We start from the raw sequence: 20,611 nt of genomic DNA, 5'->3' as shown, positions 1-20,611 counted from the left end.
ATCTTGCCCCTCATTTTAGGAGTCATATTTGTCAAATTTTTTGATAAGTCATATATTCATGGAACTTCAATAGAAGTAATAATTTCTTTCTATGATAAGTTAGTAGAATTGCAACTATTATATATAATGTTAATTATCATTTTATCAGTTCTTGGTATATACGGCATATTCAGGTTTATTTCAAGAAATGAAGAATTATTCATAATAGATATATTCAATTATTTATATAAATGGATTCAAGTATTTACGTTTGTAATTATTTATCTTGCAATTCTTGCTACTTATTTTCTTTCATTAGATGAGGTAAACGATCGAATTACATCGTTTGATTCGTATACGATTATACCGATATTTATTACAAGTTGTATTACGTCTTCAAATATAATAATTATGTTACTAACTAAAATTAATATAGATAAAGTTGATATAAATCGAGTAGAAAGAACGAATAGGCCAAAACGATATCCATATATCAGAATTAATTATTTTTAGAAAATTAGGAGAACATCATGACCATCACAGGTATTATCGCGGAGTTCAATCCTTTTCATAATGGCCACAAATACCTGCTTGAGCAGGCGGAGGGACTGAAAATCGTTGCCATGTCTGGGAATTTCATGCAGCGTGGAGAGCCGGCTATCGTGGACAAGTGGACTCGGGCTCAGATGGCGCTGGAAAATGGAGCGGATCTGGTAGTGGAATTGCCCTTTTTAGTTAGTGTTCAGGCAGCTGATTTCTTCGGTCAAGGAGCTGTGGATATCTTGGCTCGCTTGGGGATTGATACTCTAGCTTTCGGGACGGAGGAAGTTCTGGATTATCAGAAAATTGCTGACCTATACACGGAGCAAGGTGCTGAGATGGAGAATTTTGTGGATAATCTGCCTGATTCTCTCTCCTATCCCCAGAAAACCCAAGCCATGTGGAAGGAATTTGCAGGTCTGGATTTTTCTGGCAAGACGCCCAATCATGTTCTAGCTTTGGCCTATGCCAAGGCGGTTGCGGGACGTAGAATCAAACTCCATCCGATTCAGCGTCAGGGGGCTGGTTATCATTCTGTGGATAAGGATGTGGACTTTGCCTCGGCAACAGCTCTCCGTCAGCATCAATCAGACCAAGATTTCTTAGAACGCTTTATGCCTTCTGTTGCTCTCTTTGAGCAGGCCAGTAAGGTAAGCTGGGATGACTATTTTCCATTTCTCCGCTATCAAATCTTGTCAAATCCTGACCTAACGACCATCTATCAGGTCAATCAAGAAATGGCTGTGCGCATCAAGGAAGCTATTAAGACGGCTCAGTCTGTTGACGAATTGGTCGAGGCGGTTGCCACCAAACGCTACACCAAGGCGCGTGTACGTCGCCTCTTGACTTATATTTTAGTGCAGGCCAGAGAAAGCGACTTGCCAGAAGGCATCCATGTCCTTGGTTTTACGGAAAAAGGCAGACAACATCTCAAGTCTCTGAAAGAGCGGATCCATCTAGTCAGCCGAATTGGCAAAGAACCTTGGGATACCATGACCCAAAAGGCAGACCAGATTTACCAACTAGGACAGCCAAGTATCGCAGAGCAGAATTTCGGTAGAGTGCCGATTAGAATAGAAACAAACTAAGTCTACTGAAAGGTGGGCTTTTTGCCTCGGCTTTCATGAAAATTTAAATTTTTAAAGAATCTTTATTTTGCTTTGAAATCTAAGGAATTTCTTCAAAAAATCACACAAAACTCTTCAATTTGGGTTTGTGGAAATCGGTTTTTTATGATAGAATATTAAGGAATGTATGTCATTCGATAAACAAATTTAATGAGGTAAAAACATGGAAATCATGACCATTGCGATTGTTGTTTTTGCCGTCATCATTGGTTTAGTCATTGGATATGTCAGCATCTCGGCTAAGATGAAATCATCTCAAGAAGCTGCAGAGTTGATGCTTCTAAATGCTGAACAAGAAGCAACTAATTTACGAGGACAAGCTGAGCGCGAAGCGGATTTATTGCTAAATGAAGCCAAGAGCGAAAGCAAGTCTCTTAAAAAAGAAGCACTATTGGAGGCCAAAGAGGAAGCCAGAAAATACCGTGAAGAAGTGGACGCTGAATTTAAGTCAGAACGTCAGGAGCTCAAGCAAATTGAAAGTCGTTTGACGGAGAGAGCTGCGAGCCTTGACCGTAAGGACGACAATTTGACGAACAAAGAAAAAACACTTGAACAAAAAGAACAAAGTATTTCTGATAGAGCAAAAAACCTTGATGCACGTGAAGAGCAATTAGAGGAAGTCGAAAGACAAAAAGAAGCTGAACTTGAACGTATCGGTTCCCTTTCCCAAACTGAGGCTCGAGATATTATCTTGGCCCAAACAGAGGAAAACTTGACCAAGGAAATTGCTAGCCGCATTCGTGAGGCTGAGCAAGAAGTCAAGGAACGTTCAGACAAGATTGCGAAAGATATCTTGGTTCAGGCTATGCAGCGTATCGCTGGTGACTATGTAGCAGAGTCAACAAACTCGACAGTTCACCTACCAGATGATACCATGAAGGGACGCATTATCGGTCGTGAAGGACGTAATATTCGTACCTTTGAGAGTTTGACAGGGGTCGATGTGATTATCGACGATACACCGGAAGTGGTAACCTTGTCAGGATTTGATCCGATTCGTCGTGAAATTGCTCGTATGACCATGGAAATGTTGCTCAAGGATGGCCGTATCCACCCAGCTCGTATCGAGGAGTTGGTGGAGAAAAACCGTCAGGAGATTGACAATAAAATCCGTGAATACGGTGAGGCTGCTGCCTATGAGATTGGTGCGCCTAACCTCCATCCAGACTTGATGAAGATTATGGGACGTTTGCAGTTCCGTACTTCTTATGGACAAAATGTCTTGCGTCATTCGATTGAGGTTGCTAAGTTATCTGGTATCATTGCGAGTGAACTTGGTGAAAATGCAGCTCTTGCCCGTCGTGCTGGATTCCTTCACGACATCGGGAAAGCCATTGACCGCGAGGTTGAAGGTAGCCACGTTGAGATTGGTACGGAGTTGGCTCGTAAGTACAAGGAACACCCAGTTGTGGTGAATACGATTGCTAGCCACCACGGGGATGTCGAAGCCGAAAGCGTCATTGCAGTGATCGTTGCTGCAGCAGATGCCTTGAGTGCAGCGCGTCCAGGTGCTCGTAGCGAGTCTCTTGAAAGCTATATCAAGCGTCTCCATGATTTGGAAGAAATCGCCAATGGCTTTGAAGGAGTGCAAAATAGCTTTGCCCTTCAAGCAGGACGTGAAATCCGCATCATGGTTAATCCAGGACAAATCAAAGACGACAAAGTCACAATCTTGGCTCACAAAGTTCGTGAGAAAATTGAAAACAATCTCGATTACCCAGGAAATATCAAGGTAACCGTGATCCGCGAACTTCGTGCAGTAGATTATGCTAAATAAATAAGAAAGAGCAGTTGAAAAATTACTGCTTTTTTGTTACACTAGATAGAAAGACTGTAGAAGGATAACTGACGCTATCATCAGTATCCGAGAGAAATTTCACTTTATTTCACAGACTAACTAAAGGAGACATAATGGCAGACCGAGGCTTGCTAATCGTTTTTTCTGGTCCTTCAGGAGTTGGGAAAGGAACGGTTAGAAGAGAGATTTTTGAGAGTTCTGAGAATCAATTTCAATACTCTGTATCGATGACAACACGGGCGCAACGTCCTAGTGAAGTGGACGGGGTAGACTATTTCTTCCGTACTCGTGAAGAGTTTGAAGAGCTGATCCGTCAAGGTCAGATGTTGGAATATGCAGAATATGTCGGTAACTACTATGGAACTCCTCTGACCTATGTCAACGAAACCCTAGACAAGGGAATCGATGTATTTCTTGAGATTGAAGTCCAAGGAGCCCTTCAGGTTAAGAAAAAGGTTCCAGATGCTGTTTTTATCTTTTTAACGCCACCAGATTTGGATGAATTGCAAGATCGTTTGGTAGGTCGTGGAACAGATAGCGCTGAAGTGATTGCCCAACGAATCGAAAAAGCCAAGGAAGAAATTGCTCTCATGCGTGAGTATGATTATGCCATTGTCAACGATCAGGTGCCCCTCGCTGCTGAACGTGTCAAGCGTGTGATCGAAGCAGAACACTTCCGTGTGGACCGTGTCATTGGTCACTATCAGGAGATGTTGCCAAAATCTCCAACTACTCGATAAACTATAGGAAACAGGTACAAGCAAATGATGTTAAAACCCTCTATTGATACCTTGCTCGACAAGGTGCCATCAAAATATTCACTCGTAATCTTGGAAGCAAAGCGTGCCCACGAACTAGAAGCAGGCGCGCCAGCAACTCAAGAGTTTAAGTCTGAAAAATCAACTCTTCGTGCTTTAGAAGAAATCGAGTCCGGAAACGTTACGATTCACCCAGATCCAGAAGGAAAACGTGAAGCGGTTCGTCTCCGTATCGAAGAAGAAAAACGCCGCAGAGAAGAAGAAGAAAAGAAAATCAAAGAGCAAATCGCTAAAGAAAAAGAAGATGGTGAAAAAATTTAAGGTTGGGGGGACTCAATCTTATTTTTTCTATTGCAAGAATTTACTGACAAGAAGGAGGTGAGAAAATGGCGATCGCAAAGATTATCGTGGATGTTCCCCTGATGCAGACGGACCAGCCCTACAGTTACAAGGTCCCTGATGAATTTATAGACATGCTGGAAGTCGGTATGCGGGTCCATGTCCCCTTCGGTAAGGGCAATCGTTTGATCCAAGGGATTGTGCTAGGTTTGGAGTCCCAGCCGGATGAAGAAGTGGCAGATCAGGACTTGAAAGAGATTGCAGAAGTCCTAGATTTTTCTCCAGTCTTGACCCAGGAGCAACTCTGGCTGGCTGAGGAGCTACGAAAGTCCGTCTTTTCTTACAAAATCTCCATCCTAAAAGCTATGCTTCCAGGTTTTTTAAACTCCAGCTATGATAAGATTCTCTATCCTCTGGAAGGTCTGAGCCAGGCAGACCGAGAGCGCTTGTTTGGTTCAGAAGATTCGCTAGCCTTTTCTTCTCTGGATTTGGCCAAACAGGCCGAGATGATGCGCTTGACTAGAAAAGGTTTGCTCCGTTTAGAGTACCAGGCAGTCGATCAAAAGAAGGTCAAGACCCAGTCTTGGTATGAGGTTGATGCTACTCAGCTAGAGCAGATTGAGATTTCTACGCGTGCTAAGAAAAAGGCAGAGCTCAGAGACTATCTGCTGTCTCATCCTGAAAGTGCTCCTCTGGCTAGCTTGTTAGAATCCTACTCGCGGGAGCAAGTCAATTTCTTTGTGGAACAAGGAGCTCTAGCCTTAGTTCAAAAGGAAGTGCAACGTTCAGCTGCTTATTTTGAAGGCATTGAAGCCAGCCAACCTTTGGAATTGAATCCTGAACAAAGACAGGCTCGCGATGCTGTTATCGGCGCTGTTGGCAGTCAGCAACCTCCTTTCCTCCTTCAAGGGATTACAGGAAGCGGGAAAACTGAGGTTTACTTGCAGATTATCCAAGGAGCCTTGGACAAGGGTAAAACGGCTATTTTACTGGTACCTGAGATTTCCCTGACGTCACAGATGACGGAGCGGTTCATTGCTCGTTTCGGCGAGAAAGTAGCCATCCTTCACTCAGGCCTTTCCAATGGTGAAAAGTACGATGAATGGCGCAAGGTTGAGCGTGGCGATGCCCAAGTTGTGGTTGGCGCCAGATCGGCCATCTTTGCACCTCTGAAAAATCTGGGTGTCATGATTATCGATGAAGAACACGAAGCCAGCTATAAACAAGACAGCAATCCGCGTTATCATGCGAGAGAGGTAGCCATCTTACGGGCCCAGTACAATCAAGCAGCCCTGGTCCTTGGTTCGGCGACACCGAGCTTAGAAAGCCGTGCGCGGGCTAGAAAAGGCGTCTATCAACACTTACGTCTGACCCAACGAGCTAATCCTTTAGCCACTATTCCTGAGGTTCAAGTGATTGACTTTCGTGACTATATCGGGCAGAATGAGACGTCAAACTTTACGCCTCCTTTGCTAGAGGCCATTCAAGACCGTCTGGATAAAAAAGAGCAGGTAGTCCTCATGCTCAACCGTCGGGGTTATTCTAGCTTTGTTATGTGTCGGGAGTGTGGAACTGTGGATAGTTGTCCCAACTGTGACATTTCCTTGACTCTCCACATGGATACCAAGACCATGAACTGCCATTATTGTGGCTTTTCCAAGGGAATTCCTCATGTCTGTCCCAACTGTCAGAGCCGCAGTATTCGCTACTACGGGACGGGGACTCAGAAAGCCTACGATGAGCTAGCAGAGCTCTTTCCTCAGGCACGCATTCTGCGGATGGATGTGGATACAACTCGCAAGAAAGGTAGTCACCAAGCTCTTCTTGACCAGTTTGGGCGAAGGGAAGCAGATATCTTGCTGGGAACTCAGATGATTGCTAAGGGCTTGGATTTTCCCAATGTGACCCTAGTCGGAGTGCTCAATGCAGATACGGCTTTGAATCTGCCTGATTTTCGTTCTTCTGAGAGAACCTTCCAACTCTTAACTCAGGTGTCTGGCCGTGCAGGTCGTGCGGAAAAGGCTGGGCAGGTCTTGATCCAGTCTTACAATCCTGATCATTATGCCATTCGTTTTGCCAAGGAACAGGATTATGAAGGTTTTTATGCCTATGAAATGAGTATTAGGCGCCAACTCGGCTATCCGCCTTATTATTTCACTATTGGGATTACCCTCTCTCACAAGAAAGAAGAAGAGGTTGTCAAACGTGCCTATAAAGTTATGGGAATTTTGCGCTCAGGTTTATCGGAAACTAGCAAAATCCTTGGACCGACACCAAAACCCATTGCCCGTACCCACAACCTTTATCATTACCAGATTTTGATTAAATACCGTTTAGAAGATGAGCTGAGTCCAACCCTCAACCAGGTCTTGGCCTTAACTCAAGAACGGGAAAATAGCGAGCTTCGTCTTAGTATTGACCATGAACCGCAGCAATTTTTATAAGAAGGAGAAGAAATGACAAAACTAATCTTTATGGGGACACCTGATTTTTCAGCGACAGTTTTGAAGGGGTTGTTATCAGACGACCGTTACGAGATCCTAGCTGTTGTGACCCAGCCAGACCGCGCTGTCGGCCGTAAAAAAGTGATCCAAGAAACCCCAGTCAAGCAAGCAGCCAAAGAAGCAGGTCTTCCTATCTACCAGCCTGAAAAATTATCTGGAAGTCCAGAGATGGAAGCCATTATGAATTTAGGAGCAGATGGAATTATCACTGCTGCTTTTGGGCAATTTCTTCCAAGTAAACTTCTTGATAGCATGGATTTTGCGGTCAACGTTCACGCTTCCCTTCTTCCAAAACACCGTGGTGGCGCCCCCATTCATTATGCCTTGATTCAAGGGGATGAGGAAGCTGGTGTGACCATTATGGAGATGGTTAAGGAAATGGATGCAGGAGATATGATTTCTCGTCGCAGTATCCCCATCACAGATGAGGACAACGTTGGAACCTTGTTTGAGAAATTGGCGATTGTTGGTCGAGATTTGCTTTTGGATACGCTCCCTGGCTACCTAGCAGGAGAAATCCAACCTGAACCGCAGGATCCAAGTCAGGTTACTTTCTCGCCAAATATCAAGCCAGAGGAAGAAAAGTTGGACTGGAATAAGACTAACCGTCAACTCTTTAACCAAATCAGAGGGATGAATCCATGGCCTGTTGCCCACACTTTTCTCAAGGGCGACCGCTTTAAGATCTATGAAGCCCTACCAGTAGAAGGTCAGGGAAATCCAGGAGAAATTTTGTCTATTGGCAAGAAGGAATTGATCGTTGCAACGGCAGAAGGTGCTCTATCCCTTAAGCAAGTGCAGCCAGCTGGTAAGCCTAAGATGGATATTTCTTCCTTCCTCAACGGTGTTGGACGCACATTGACAGTAGGAGAACGATTTGGTGACTAAAGTAGAAACGGCTAGAAGTCTAGCTCTAGCAGTGCTAGAGGATGTTCTAGTCAACCAAGCATATTCGAATATTGCCTTAAACAAATACCTCAAGGGCAGCCAACTCTCAGCAGCAGATAAGGGCTTGGTGACAGAGATTGTCTACGGTACGGTAGCCCGAAAACTGACTCTGGAATGGTACCTGTCCCACTTTATCGAAGACCGGGATAAGCTAGATAACTGGCTCTATATTCTGCTCCTCCTGAGCGCTTACCAACTTCGGTATCTGGATAAGATTCCTAATCACGCTGTTGTTAATGAAGCAGTGGAACTAGCCAAAGCGCGTAAAAAAGGCAGTGAAAAATTAGTCAACGCCGTCCTTCGTCGTATCTTGCGAGAAGGCTGGCCAGACATTGACAGTATCAAACGCAAAAACAAGCGTGATTCCATTGCCTATTCTCTCCCAGTTTGGCTAGTGTCTAAACTCAAGGAAGAATACGGTGAAGAGCGAGCGCAAGCCATCTTTGAAAGTCTCTTGGTGCGCAACAAAGCCAGCATCCGGGTGACCAACTTGAGCCGAAAAGAGGAAATCAAAGCTTTGTTAGAGGCGACTGATTCCCCTTTGGCGGCCACTGGTCTGGTCAAGGAGCAAGGCCACTTTGCAGGCCATGATTTGTTCGCAGAAGGGGCCATTACCATCCAAGATGAGTCTAGTCAATTGGTTGCTCCGACCCTTGATCTACAAGGTGATGAGCAGGTGCTTGATGCCTGTGCCGCTCCTGGTGGGAAAACAGCCCATATGGCTTCTTACCTCACATCCAGTAAGGTGACGGCTTTGGATCTTTATGATCACAAGTTGGACTTGATCCAAGAAAACGCCCAACGTCTGGGTGTGGCAGATCGAGTGCAAACGCAAAAATTGGACGCTAGAAAAGTGCATGAGTTTTTTGAAAAAGACTCTTTTGACAAGATTTTAGTAGATGCCCCTTGTTCTGGAATTGGTCTTTTGCGCCGCAAACCAGATATCAAATACAATAAAGAAACGGCGGATTTCGCATCATTACAGCAAATTCAGCTGGAAATACTAGGTAGTGTTTGTCAAACCTTACGAAAAGGTGGTATAATAACGTATAGTACCTGCACTATCGTCTCAGAGGAGAACTTTCACGTCGTTAAGGCATTTTTAGAAAGTCACCCCGAGTTCGAGCAGGTTAAACTAGAACACGAATGCAAGGATATTTTGAAGGATGGCTGTATCTTGATTACTCCTGAACTATACGGAAGTGATGGATTCTTTATCAGCCAATTCCGCAAGATATCAGATTAGGAAGGAACTGACACAATGGAAATAGCATTATTAACAGATGTTGGTCAGAAACGAACAAATAACCAAGACTATGTCAATCACTTTGTCAACCGAGCAGGGCGCACCATGATCCTCTTGGCTGATGGGATGGGAGGACACCGTGCAGGCAATATCGCTAGTGAGATGGCGGTGACAGATCTGGGCGTGGCTTGGGTTGATACCCAAATCGACACCGTCAATGAGATCCGTGAATGGTTTGCCCACTATCTGGAACTTGAAAATCAAAAAATTCATCAGATGGGGAAAGACGAAGCCTATAAGGGGATGGGAACAACGCTTGAAGCAGTAGCCATTATTGGAAATCAAGCTATTTATGCCCATATTGGTGATTCTCGTATCGGTTTGATCCGTGGTGAAGATTATCGCCAGCTCACAAGTGATCATTCTTTGGTTAATGCTCTGCTAAAGGCTGGCCAGCTAACTCCAGAGGAGGCAGAAGTTCATCCGCAGAAAAATATCATTACCCAATCCATTGGGCAAAAAGATGAAATTCAACCAGATTTTGGCATGGTTAGCCTAGAGCCAGGAGACTACCTCTTGCTCAACAGTGACGGCTTGACCAATATGATCTCAGGAAGCGATATCTACGATATTGTAACGAGTGATATTTCCTTGGCAGACAAGGCGGCAACTTTGATTCGTTTTGCCAACAATGCAGGTGGTTTAGACAATATCACGGTTGCCCTTGTTCACATGAATGAGGAGGAAGTAGAATGATCCAGATCGGCAAGATTTTTGCCGGACGATATCGGATTGTCAAACAGATTGGTCGAGGAGGCATGGCGGATGTTTACTTGGCCAAGGATTTGATCCTAGACGGGGAAGAAGTGGCGGTTAAGGTCCTGAGGACTAACTATCAGACAGATCCGATTGCTGTGGCGCGTTTTCAACGTGAAGCGAGAGCCATGGCGGATCTGGATCATCCCCATATCGTTCGAATAACAGATATCGGTGAGGAAGACGGTCAGCAGTATCTAGCTATGGAGTATGTGGCAGGGCTTGACCTCAAACGTTATATCAAAGAACACTCCCCTCTCTCAAATGAAGAAGCCGTCCGTATTATGGGACAGATTCTCTTGGCGATGCGTCTGGCGCATACGAGAGGTATTATCCACCGAGATTTGAAACCTCAAAATATCCTCTTGACACCAGATGGAACTGCCAAAGTTACAGACTTTGGAATTGCCGTGGCTTTTGCAGAGACCAGTCTGACACAGACCAACTCCATGCTCGGTTCAGTCCACTATCTCTCACCTGAGCAGGCCCGTGGTTCCAAGGCAACTGTGCAGAGTGACATCTATGCTATGGGGATTATTTTCTATGAAATGTTGACTGGACATATCCCTTATGATGGGGATAGTGCAGTGACTATTGCCCTCCAGCATTTCCAAAAACCACTTCCATCTGTTATTGCTGAGAATCCAGCAGTACCACAAGCTTTGGAAAATGTCGTTATCAAGGCAACGGCCAAGAAATTGACAGATCGCTACCAGTCTGTATCAGAAATGTATGTGGACTTGTCGAGTTGTTTGTCTCACAATCGTAGGAGAGAACCAAAGCTAGTCTTCGATGAGGCAAGCAAGGTTGATACCAAGACCTTGCCTAAAGTTCCACAAAGCACTCTAACCTCTATTCCGAAGGCTAAGCCACAATTAGAGCGACCTCAATCAAAAGAGCAGACTCAGCAGGTGGTAGATGAAGCACCAGTACCAAAACCAGCGAAAAAACGGAAGTTTAAAGCTCGCTACATGATTTTACTGGCCAGTGCCTTGCTAGTTGCAGCCTCTTTGATTTGGATCTTCTCCCGAACTCCGGCGACTATTGCTATTCCAAATGTATCGGGACAGACAGTAGCAGAGGCAAAAGAAGCCCTTAAAAAGGCTAATTTTGAAGTAGGTGAAGAAAAAACAGAGGCCAGTGAGACAGTAGCCGAAGGTCGCGTCATTCGAACAGACCCAGAAGCTGGAAGTGGTCGAAAAGAAGGAAGCAAAGTAAATCTAATCGTGTCTTCAGGTAAGCAATCCTTCCAACTAAGTAACTATGTAGGACGTAAGTCCTCGGATGTTGTCGCAGAGCTCAAAGAGAAAAAGGTTCCAGAAAATCTTATCAAGATTGAGGAAGAGGAATCTAGCGAAAGCGATCCAGGAACAGTCATTAGGCAAACCCCAGCTGCAGGAAGTACTTACGATCTCACGAAAGCCAGCACGATTACCCTAACAGTTGCTAAGAAGGTGACCAGTGTTTCGATGCCAAGTTACATTGGTTCAAGTCTCGAATTTACTAAGAACAATTTGACTCAGATTGTAGGTGTAAAAGAAGCTAATATCGAAGTTGTGGAAGTATCGACTGCTCCTGAAGGAACTACTGCAGGAACAGTTGTTAGTCAGGACCCTAAACCTGGAGAAAAGGTAGATCTCAATAAAACACGTGTTAAGATTTCTATTTATAAACCAAAACCACTTCCTTCTTCATCAAGTTCGTCTCAACACGGAAATCCAGGAACAGACACGACGCCTTCACAGAGTAACAATCAAGGTAGCAACCCTACAACGGATTCTTCAGATGGCAGTAGAACGTCAAGTAATGAACGAAATTAACCCAATCTTTGTCATGATTTCATGACAAAGATTTTTTTTCATGAACTTTTGTGATAGAATAGAGGGAGCAGAAAATAGGAGTAGAAAATGGACGAATCAAAAGAGTTAAATGCTGTCATTGATGTGATTATGCTAGCTGGAACCATTCTCTTGAAAAGTGGTTCGGAGATTCATCGGGTTGAGGACACCATGATTCGCATTGCCCATTCACAGGGAATAGTGGATTGCAATGTTCTTGCCATGCCTGCGGCTATTTTCTTTTCGATTGAAAACACCAATATTTCTCGGATGAAACGGGTGACGTCATCCTCCTATAACATCGAAAAAGTCTGTGATGTCAACCAAGTATCACGAGAACTTGTGGGTGGCCAGATTGATCTTTCTACAGCTTTTAAAAAGCTGAAGGAAATCAGAAATCAAGCTCTTCCTTATAGCAAGCTCCAAGTGACTGTAGCAGCAACCCTCAGTGCTCCTTTCTTCTCGATTATGTTTGGTGGCAATGTCTATGATGCTTTTGGAGCAGGCGTTGCGACCTTGTTTGGTTTTGCTTTCTCTCTCTATGTCGAGAAGTTTATCCGAATTCCTTTTGTAACAGCTTTTGCGGGTGCCTTTGTTTTCGGATTAATTGCCCAGTTCTGGGCCCGCTATACAGGATTTCCTTCGACGGCAGACCTAATCATAGCAGGAGCCGTCATGCCTTTTGTTCCAGGGATTGCTCTGACCAATGCGGTTCGAGATATCATGACCAATCATATCAACTCTGGTATGAGCAAGATGTTTGAATCCTTGCTCATTACCCTCGCTTTAGGGGCCGGCACTTCTGTCGCCCTGGTTTTGATGACATAAGATGACTCTAACAAGTATTTTACTCCAGGCAGTGGCGAGTTTGCTCGCCATTATAAACTTTCTAATCGTACTGAATGTCCAACGCTCCATGCTTCTACCTGGTGGGGTTTTGGGAATGGGTGTTTGGCTCCTCTATCTCGTACTCAAAGAACCAACCAATGTCATAGTTGCGACCTTTATTGCGGCGGTGGTAGGCTCTTGTATCAGCCAGATTTTAAGTATTGTCTATAAGACACCAGCGGTGGTTTTTGTCTTGGCTATTCTTGCCCCCTTGGTGCCAGGTTATCTATCCTATCGGACCACTGCTTTCTTTGTGACTGGCGATTACAGTCATGCCCTTGCCAGTGCGACTTTGGTGGTTATGTTAGCCCTCGTTATTTCCATTGGAATGGCTAGTGGAACGGTGATTTTAAAGCTCTATTACTACATCCGAAAACAACGAGGAATCTCTTCCTAATGCAGTCAAAGCAAAGACTTGATTTGGTGAATCAAGTCTTTTTTCTCTCTTTTGCCCCTATTTGTGATAAAATAGAATGAAACGATTTTTTACAATGAATGAAAATACAGAGGTAAATATGACAATCGGTATTGATAAGATTGGTTTTGCGACCAGTCAATATGTCTTGAAATTACAAGACTTAGCAGAAGCAAGGGGAGTTGACCCCGAAAAATTTAGCAAGGGACTCTTGTTAAATGAAATTAGTATTGCGCCACTGACTGAGGACATTGTTACCTTGGCTGCTAGTGCCAGCAACTCTATCCTCTCAGATAAAGAAAAAGAAGAAATCGACATGGTCATCGTGGCGACTGAGTCAGGGATTGACCAGAGTAAGGCAGCGGCAGTCTTTGTTCATGGCTTGTTAAGCATTCAGCCTTTCGCCCGTAGCTTTGAAATCAAAGAAGCCTGCTATGGAGCGACAGCTGCCCTTCATTATGCCAAGTTGCATGTGGAAAATTCTCCAGAGTCTAAGGTTTTGGTCATTGCCAGTGATATTGCCAAGTATGGTGTGGGAACTCCTGGTGAGCCAACTCAGGGTGCTGGAAGTGTGGCGATGTTGATTACCCAAAATCCGCGCATCATGGCCTTTAACAATGATAACGTTGCTCAAACACGCGACATCATGGATTTCTGGCGTCCGAACTATTCAAGCACTCCTTATGTCAATGGTGTTTATTCAACCCAGCAGTATCTGGATAGTCTCACGACGACTTGGGATGAATACAAGAAGCGCTACGATTGGACAATGGGTGACTTTGCGGCCATCTGTTTCCACTTGCCTTATCCTAAGCTAGCTCTAAAAGGCTTGCGCAAGATGATGGACAAGACTCTATCTCAGGAAAAACAGGATAGTTTGCAAGAAAACTTTGACAAATCCATTCTCTACAGTCAGATGATTGGGAATATCTATACAGGTTCCCTCTTCCTTGGCCTCCTCTCCCTTTTAGAAAATGCAGAGAATTTGAAGGCTGGCGATAAAATTGCCCTCTACAGTTACGGAAGTGGAGCTGTTTCAGAGTTCTTTAGTGGTGAATTGGTCGAAGGCTATGAGGCCTATCTCGACAAAGAGCGTTTGAGCAAACTCCAGCAGCGTACAGCCCTATCCGTTGCAGACTATGAAAAAGTCTTCTTCGAAGAGGTGCAGTTGGATGAATCTGGTTCAGCCCAATTTGCAGCCTATGAACATCAAGACTATGCCTTGGTGGAGATTGTCGACCACCAACGCCGTTATAGCAAGGTTGAAAAATAATGAAGATAAGTTGGAATGGATTTTCTAAAAAATCATACCATGAGCGCCTTGAGTTGTTGCGAGCTCAGGCGCTCCTTAGTCCTGAAAAGCAAACGAGTCTGGAGCAGGATGAGCAAGTCAGCTTGGCTGTTGCAGACCAGCTGAGTGAGAATGTAGTAGGTACTTTTTCTCTGCCTTATTCGATCATTCCAGAACTTTTGGTGAATGGTCAGGATTACACAGTTCCCTATGTGACAGAAGAACCCTCAGTGGTTGCTGCGGCCAGCTATGCTAGCAAAATCATCAAGCGAGCAGGCGGTTTTACTGCTCAGGTTCATCAGCGCCAGATGATTGGTCAGGTAGCCCTTTATCAAGTTGCTGATCCTGAACAAGCGCAAATGAAGATTGCTAGCAAGAAAGCTGAACTTTTGAAACTTGCCAATCAAGCCTATCCTTCTATCGTTAAACGAGGAGGTGGGGCGCGTGATCTGCATGTAGAACAAATCAAAGGAGAAACAGACTTTCTCGTCGTCTATCTCCATATCGATACCCAGGAAGCCATGGGAGCCAATATGCTCAATACCATGCTAGAGGCCTTGAAGCCAGTCTTAGAAGAACTCAGTCAGGGACAGAGTCTCATGGGTATCCTATCTAATTACGCGACCGATTCTCTAGTGACAGCAAGCTGTCGTATTGCCTTTCGCTACTTGAACCCCCAAAAGGATCAAGGACGTGAAATTGCAGAGAAGATAGCCTTGGCTAGCCAGTTTGCGCAGGCTGATCCTTACCGAGCGGCTACTCACAATAAAGGGATTTTTAATGGTATCGATGCCATTTTAATCGCCACGGGTAATGACTGGCGTGCTATCGAAGCTGGTGCTCATGCCTTTGCTAGTCGAGATGGACGCTATCAGGGGCTTAGTCGATGGACGCTGGATATGGAAAGAGAAGAATTGGTCGGCCAGATGACACTACCTATGCCTGTAGCGACCAAGGGTGGTTCTATCGGTCTCAACCCCCGTGTAGCTCTTAGTCACGAGCTACTGGGAAATCCTTCTGCCAAAGAATTAGCTCAAATTATCGTTTCTATCGGGCTGGCACAAAACTTTGCGGCCCTGAAAGCCTTGGTCAGTACGGGAATCCAGCAAGGCCACATGAAATTACAGGCCAAATCCCTAGCTCTCCTAGCTGGTGCTAGTGAGTCCGAAGTTGCTCCCCTCGTTGAGCGACTCATCGCAGATAAAACCTTTAACCTAGAGACAGCTCAGCAATATTTAAAAGTCTGGCGGTCTTAGCCAGTTGAAACCGTGGTATTAGTCTCAAAAAATGAAACATAAGGAAAACAAGTTCATTGTCAATTGAAAAGTCTCACATATAACGAAGAACAGGAGAGGATTACATTATTCTCTCTTTTTTTGATATTTGAATCACAGAGAATGTACCCATTTTCAACAATACAATCCTTTACAGTTAATTTAAGGGAAATATCATCCATTTCTTACTTTAGGGTATGGAAGTGAAGCAATTCTATGGTGAATGGTTTTATAGTAATAAAGATCATTCTAGTAATGTTTTAAAACTCCTCTAAAAAGGATTTTCCCATTCTTATGTTTACACTACTTTAGAAAACAGCATGTTTTTGTAACCCCTTCCATGTTTGTTGTTGTATTTTAAAACTTTTAGGTATAAAATGGAAATATATAAAATGGGATGAAGAGGGGATGAAGCATGTCTAAGAAAAAGTCCGATACTCTTTGGGCTAAGAAAAAGGAAGAAAATGGTAGATTTTTTTGGTTACCCTTGTCTCAGCATCTAGAAGATACAAAAAATATAATTGGACTTCTCTGGGAGCATTGGTTAAGTGAAGGGCAAAAAAAACTGATTGAGGATTCTCTGGATTCAGCAACATATGATGGAGATTTAGGGAAACGACTTGCACAATTTTTAGCTGCTGTTCATGATATCGGGAAAGCAACTCCAGCCTTTCAAACTCAAAGAGGATTTGCAAATTCAGATGATTTGGATATTCAACTATTAGAAAAAATGGAGCAGTCAGGATTTACTAAAATTAGTTCACTTCAACTATCATCACCGAAAAAGAGTCATCATAGCCTTGCAGGTCAATATTTGCTATCTAGTTATGGTGTTCAAGAGGATATTTCGACTATTATTGGTGGACACCATGGACGACCGATTGATACGATTGAGGATGTAAAAAATCAAGGGAGCTATCTTTCAAACTATTTTCAAAATGAAAGTAAGGAGTGTGCTATCCATAAGAACTGGGATTTGGTTCAAAAAGAAATCTTCAACTGTGCTATAGAGGAGTGTGGGTTTGACTCTGTGAAAGAGCTTCCTAAAATTAAACAGCCAGCTCAAGTTATCTTATCAGGATTGCTGATTATGGCTGACTGGATTGCTAGTAATGAGAACTACTTTCCTTTATTGAGTGTCAATGAAAAAGAGGGGGTAGATAAGTCAAGACGCCTTCAAGATGGATTTGAAAGGTGGAAAAAAACTAGTTTGTGGCAACCTAAATATATCTCAAAACCAGATAGTCTCTATAAGGAAAGATTTGGATTTGAACCTAATAATGTTCAATCAATCTTATCTCATGTTATTACTCAAATATCTAAACCTGGGATTGTAGTTCTAGAAGCACCAATGGGGTTAGGGAAGACAGAAGCTTCATTGATTACAGCGGAGCAGTTAGCTACTAAGACGGGAAGAAGCGGTCTTTTTTTTGGTTTACCAACTCAGGCGACATCGAATGGAATTTTTAATCGTATTGAAAAATGGGTTGAAAGTTTAAAAGATGATTCTGAAGACATACTATCTATTCAGTTGGTACACGGGAAAGCAGCTCTAAACGAAGATTTTTTAAAACTTAAAGCTAATACATTTAATTTTGACGATGTAGAAAATGGTAGTGTTATCATTAATGAATGGTTTTCTGGGAGAAAGACTTCGGCTTTAGATGATTTTGTAGTGGGGACTGTTGATCAGTTCTTAATGTTAGCATTGAAACAAAAACATTTAGCTTTACGTCATCTAGGTTTTAGTAAAAAGGTTGTTATTATTGATGAAGTTCACGCCTATGATGCTTATATGAGTCAATATTTGATGGAGGCGATAAAATGGATGGGAGCCTATGGCGTTCCAGTAGTCATTTTGTCGGCGACATTACCTTCTCAACAAAGAGAAAATATCCTTAAAAGCTATATGTGTGGGATGGGGCTCAAATGGCGAGATATTGAAAATGCGGACCAATTAAAGACAGATGCTTATCCTTTAATCACTTATAATGATGGCTCAGAGATTCATCAAGTTACAACATTCAATAAGCAAAACATAAAAGACATTCACATCATTCGTTTACAAGAAGAGCTGTTATTGGGTATGGTTAAAGATGGCCTTGAGGGCGGTGGAGTAGTTGGAATCATTGTCAATACAGTGAGAAGATCCCAAGAGTTGGCAAGAAACTTTTCGGAAATTTTTGGAGATGATATGGTGGAATTGCTTCATTCCAGTTTTATTGCGACCGAAAGAATCCAAAAAGAGAAAGAATTATTACAACAAATCGGAAAAAATGTAGAACGTCCACATAAGAAAGTTATCATTGGAACTCAGGTGATTGAGCAATCCTTGGATATTGACTTCGATGTGATGATAAGTGATCTGGCACCTATGGACTTGCTAATACAACGTATTGGACGACTTCATCGACACCAAATAGAACGGCCTCAAAAGCATGAAATAGCTAGGTTTTACGTTTTAGGAACTTCCGAAGAGTTGGATTTTGAAGAAGGAAGTAGTTTTGTTTATGGTGATTATCTATTAGCCAGAACTCAGCACTTTTTACCAGATATCATGAGATTACCAGATGATATTTCACCATTAGTCCAGAAAGTTTATAGTCCAGATTTTACAATTGAGTTTTCAAGTCAGGAATTTCAGCAAAAATATTTAGATGCTAAGGCGGAGCATGATATCACGATTAAAAATAAGGAAACAAAGGCAAGAACATACCGTATCAATGATCCTGTCTTAAAAATATCGAGACATAGAAACAATAGTCTGATTGGCTGGTTGAAGAACCTGCATCCAAACGATAGTGAAGAAAAATCTAATGCTCAGGTTCGTGATGTTGAAGATACAATTGAAGTGATTGCTTTAAAGAAAATGTCTGATGGCTATAGCTTATTTATTGAAAATCAAGATATATCTCAGAATATTGATAATCCTTCGGTCGCTAAAAAAGTAGCACAAAATACTTTACGACTTCCAATTAGTTTATCCAAGGGCTATAATATCGATCAAACTATTGAAGAGCTTGAAAGGTATAACAACAGCTATTTAAGTCAATGGCGAAATTCATCGTGGTTAAAAGGAGCTCTCGGGATTATTTTTGATGAAAACAATGAGTTTATTCTAAATGGGTTTAAACTCTTATATGATAAAAAATATGGAATTACAACGGAGAGGTTGAATAAGAATGAGTCGATTTAATTTGCTAGATGAACCCTGGATTTCTGTCGTTTATGATGAAAAAGGAACAACAAAAGAAGTTTCCTTGCAGGAATTGTTTATAAATGCTCATCAGTACAAAGATTTAGCAGGAGATACAAAAACGCAAGATTTTGCTGTGCTACGAGTTTTGCTGGCTGTGTTACATACTGTTTTTTCACGCTTTGATGCAGATGGTAATGTCTATGAGTATCTGGCAGTAGATGAGCGGTTTAAACAAATTGAGCCTGTGGAAGAATCTGATATTGCTGACTATCAGGATGATTTATATGATACATGGATAGATCTTTGGGAAAGTGGTAAGTTCCCAGACATTGTTAATCATTACCTAGAAAAATGGCGGGATCGCTTTTACTTATTTGATGAGGAATATCCATTTTTTCAAGTTAGAAAAGAGGATATTGCAGCAGATAGAATCAGTAAAGCAAAAGCAAGCAGTATTTCTGGGAAAAATATCAATAGAACGATTTCAGAGAGTGGGAATAAGTTAGCCTTATTTTCCCCAAAGAATAGTAAAAATAAAGAACAACTGACTCCTTCCGAACTTACACGATGGCTTTTAACTTTTCAAGGGTACTCAGGATTATCCGATAAAGTTATTTTTGGAAAAGAAAAATATAAAGTGTCAAAAGGCTGGTTGTTTGATATCGGTGTAGTTTTTATACAGGGAGCTTCTTTATTTGAAACGCTGTTACTAAATTGTATCTTGCCATTCTATGACTATGGTAATTTAGAAAGTATTCAATGTCCCTGTTGGGAATTTGCTAGTTCTGATAATATTAATCGCTATTTGTTTGGTAGTGAATGTACAGATTTAGCTAATCTGTATACGATTTGGAGCAGAGGGATTTATATTGATCCAGAATATGATTTAAATAAGCCTTTCTCTTTTGAGATTGTAAAATTACCCGATATCAATCATCAGGACAATTTTTTAGAGCCAATGACAACATGGAAGTATAATACTACAGGAGAAAATAAAGATAGCTATACTCCTAAGAAACATCTCTTGAATCAATCGTTGTGGCGGTCTTTTGGTTTGCTAGCAGTAGAAGATAGAACAGGGCACTTTAGAAGACCGGGAATTATTGATTGGCTAGGAGATATAGGTGACACAATAGGAAATAGATTATTTAATATTATTTCCATTAGTATGCAGGATGATGGAAACGCTACTTCATGGCTTCCAACTGATGAAGTTATTGACTCTATACTTATCAATGATTTAGTTTTGGCTGATTTTAATGAGAGTGGTTGGGTACCACGTATTAATGAGGTGGTGGAAGAAACAAAAACTGTCATTTCTAAAGTATATAAACGCTATATAGAGGATCTAAAAGAAATCAGGAATATCTCAAACAACAATTATACTAATCAGATGGTTGAAATGCTCTATTTCAAAATCGATCACCCTTTTCGTGAATGGTTATCCAGTATCCTACCAGATGATGAAAAGGATCCTAAAATCAAAGAATGGAGAGACTTACTGAAAAAAATGGTTAAAGCTGAAGCAAAGAGCATCTTAGGTCAAGGAGGAACGAGGGACTACCTCGGTATTGAAAAAGATGGTCGAATAAAAAATATTGCAACTGCCTATAATTCATTTGATTATTTGCTTCATCAACAATTAAAATAG

The 20,611-nt window shown here is 42.4% G+C and carries 15 protein-coding genes; all 15 read left to right on the top strand.

Features of this window, described 5'->3' with window-relative positions; all coding sequences use genetic code 11:
* Positions 1-509 precede the first annotated feature (509 nt).
* The 15 genes from D8862_RS06170 to D8862_RS06100 all read left to right on the top strand — a co-directional run bounded on the left by D8862_RS06170 (position 510) and on the right by D8862_RS06100 (position 20,611).
* The gene (locus D8862_RS06170; protein ID WP_125449351.1) at positions 510-1,607 is read left to right on the top strand and encodes a nucleotidyltransferase; all 1,098 of its coding nucleotides are present in this window, start codon (positions 510-512) and stop codon (positions 1,605-1,607) included.
* Between the two features lie 202 nt (positions 1,608-1,809).
* Entirely contained in the window at positions 1,810-3,423 is a 1,614-nt protein-coding gene (locus tag D8862_RS06165) for a ribonuclease Y (protein WP_125394747.1), read from the top strand.
* A gap of 134 nt (positions 3,424-3,557) precedes the next feature.
* Positions 3,558-4,184: a guanylate kinase gene (gmk, locus tag D8862_RS06160; protein ID WP_125398958.1), complete on the top strand. Its 627-nt coding sequence runs from the start codon at positions 3,558-3,560 to the stop codon at positions 4,182-4,184.
* A 24-nt stretch (positions 4,185-4,208) separates the two neighbouring features.
* On the top strand, positions 4,209-4,523 hold the full coding sequence (gene rpoZ, locus D8862_RS06155) for a DNA-directed RNA polymerase subunit omega (protein WP_002875802.1): 315 nt from the start codon (positions 4,209-4,211) through the stop codon (positions 4,521-4,523).
* A 65-nt stretch (positions 4,524-4,588) separates the two neighbouring features.
* Complete coding sequence (locus tag D8862_RS06150) at positions 4,589-6,985, top strand: primosomal protein N' (protein ID WP_125449349.1); 2,397 nt, start codon at positions 4,589-4,591, stop codon at positions 6,983-6,985.
* Positions 6,986-6,997: 12 nt separating this feature from the next.
* The gene (fmt, locus tag D8862_RS06145) at positions 6,998-7,933 is read left to right on the top strand and encodes a methionyl-tRNA formyltransferase (RefSeq protein WP_125449347.1); all 936 of its coding nucleotides are present in this window, start codon (positions 6,998-7,000) and stop codon (positions 7,931-7,933) included.
* On the top strand, positions 7,926-9,239 hold the full coding sequence (gene rsmB / locus D8862_RS06140; RefSeq protein ID WP_185760845.1) for a 16S rRNA (cytosine(967)-C(5))-methyltransferase RsmB: 1,314 nt from the start codon (positions 7,926-7,928) through the stop codon (positions 9,237-9,239). The genes fmt and rsmB overlap by 8 nt, the downstream gene beginning before the upstream one ends.
* A gap of 15 nt (positions 9,240-9,254) precedes the next feature.
* Positions 9,255-9,995: a Stp1/IreP family PP2C-type Ser/Thr phosphatase gene (locus D8862_RS06135; protein ID WP_000401537.1), complete on the top strand. Its 741-nt coding sequence runs from the start codon at positions 9,255-9,257 to the stop codon at positions 9,993-9,995.
* Entirely contained in the window at positions 9,992-11,875 is a 1,884-nt protein-coding gene (gene pknB / locus D8862_RS06130) for a Stk1 family PASTA domain-containing Ser/Thr kinase (RefSeq protein WP_000614514.1), read from the top strand. Before D8862_RS06135 ends, pknB begins: the two co-directional genes overlap by 4 nt.
* 87 nt (positions 11,876-11,962) lie before the next feature.
* A complete protein-coding gene (locus tag D8862_RS06125) occupies positions 11,963-12,721 on the top strand; it encodes a threonine/serine exporter family protein (protein WP_000344526.1) in 759 nt (252 codons plus the stop codon).
* A 1-nt stretch (position 12,722) separates the two neighbouring features.
* Positions 12,723-13,178 (top strand): threonine/serine exporter family protein, encoded by a 456-nt coding sequence (locus D8862_RS06120; RefSeq protein WP_000176900.1) that lies wholly within the window; start codon positions 12,723-12,725, stop codon positions 13,176-13,178.
* A gap of 118 nt (positions 13,179-13,296) precedes the next feature.
* On the top strand, positions 13,297-14,469 hold the full coding sequence (locus D8862_RS06115) for a hydroxymethylglutaryl-CoA synthase (RefSeq protein WP_125449343.1): 1,173 nt from the start codon (positions 13,297-13,299) through the stop codon (positions 14,467-14,469).
* Complete coding sequence (locus tag D8862_RS06110) at positions 14,469-15,743, top strand: hydroxymethylglutaryl-CoA reductase, degradative (protein WP_125449341.1); 1,275 nt, start codon at positions 14,469-14,471, stop codon at positions 15,741-15,743. Before D8862_RS06115 ends, D8862_RS06110 begins: the two co-directional genes overlap by 1 nt.
* Positions 15,744-16,176: 433 nt before the next feature.
* Positions 16,177-18,957, top strand: coding sequence for a CRISPR-associated helicase Cas3' (cas3, locus tag D8862_RS06105; protein WP_125449339.1), 2,781 nt, complete (start codon positions 16,177-16,179; stop codon positions 18,955-18,957).
* Entirely contained in the window at positions 18,944-20,611 is a 1,668-nt protein-coding gene (locus D8862_RS06100) for a type I-E CRISPR-associated protein Cse1/CasA (protein WP_125449337.1), read from the top strand. Before cas3 ends, D8862_RS06100 begins: the two co-directional genes overlap by 14 nt.

The sequence above is a fragment of the Streptococcus oralis genome, assembly GCF_003942585.1.
Lineage (GTDB): Bacteria > Bacillota > Bacilli > Lactobacillales > Streptococcaceae > Streptococcus > Streptococcus oralis_BE.
Note: the sequence above shows the minus strand (reverse complement) of the source record. Positions and strands in the feature narration are given on the sequence as shown.